This is a genomic window from Jiangella endophytica, from assembly GCF_003427025.1.
GTDB classification, from domain to species: Bacteria; Actinomycetota; Actinomycetes; order Jiangellales; family Jiangellaceae; genus Jiangella; species Jiangella endophytica.
Window position 1 is genome coordinate 1 of the sequence record NZ_QVAI01000056.1, and the last position, 1013, is coordinate 1013.

Consider the following 1013-nt stretch of genomic DNA (forward strand, 5'->3'; position numbering starts at 1 on the left):
GTGTCGCCGGCGTAGGCCGCACGGCCCGTGCCGTAGGCCGCGCCGCCGTTGACCGGGCCGCACGGGACCTGGGGATGGGGCGGCGGTGCCGTGTATCCGCCCTGGCTGTTGCAGTACGGGTAGTGAACGGTCGGCAGGTGCTCCACCGGTGGCAGCCGGTCGATGCCGGTGTTGTTGGGCGAGTCGTTCACCGGGCCACCGGCGCAGTCGTACGGTTCACCGACCTGGTTGGTCGCGAAGTCGAACTGCCGGTAGGGCTCGTTGTTGACGATGCAGAACGGCCAGCCGTAGTTGCTGGCCTCGGGTACCTGCGCCCAGTAGTCGTAGCCGCGCGGGCCCCGGTTCGGGTCGGCGCCGCCCGCGGGGTTGGCGTCCGGACCGACGAGGCCGAACGTGAGCACACCGGTCTCCTGGTCGATGTCCAGGGTGAACGGGTTGCGCAGCCCCATGACGTAGACCTCGGGGCGGCCCAGCGCCGGGTCGTACTCCCCGCCCGGGAAGAGCCCGTCGTGCTCACCACTGGTGAAGAGGTTGTCGTCCGGGACGTCATAGGTGCTGCCGACACCGGGCGCGTCGCCGCTGACGGCGTCCTCGATCGGGTTGATTCGCAGGATCTTGCCACGCAGGTCGGCGGCGTTACCCGAGGACCGTGCGGCGTCCCACGGCTGGCGGCCCGGCCGGAAGTCGAACGGCCCGAACCCACCGGAGGCGAACGGGTTGGTGTCGTCGCCGGTGGAGATGTAGAGGTTGCCGTCGGCGTCGAACTCCATGTGGCCGCCGGTGTGGCAGCACTCCACCCGCTGATGCGGGATCTCCAGCAGGACGACCTCGGAGGCGAGGTCGATCTGTTCGCTGACCGGGTCCAGGGTGAAGCGCGAGACGTGCTGGACACCGCCGGCGCGCTCGTCGACGGTGGTCATCTCCGGATCGCTGTAGAACAGATACAGGTAGTTGTTCTCCTCGAACGCCGGGTCCAGCGCGATGCCGATGAGACCGTTCTCCTGCCCCCGGTA

At 69.2% G+C, this 1013-nt stretch carries 1 protein-coding gene; it reads right to left on the bottom strand.

Translation table 11 applies throughout. The features are described from left to right. On the bottom strand, window positions 1–1013 hold a 1013-nt coding region (locus DZA62_RS35230), incomplete at both ends, for a PQQ-dependent sugar dehydrogenase (RefSeq protein WP_198664547.1).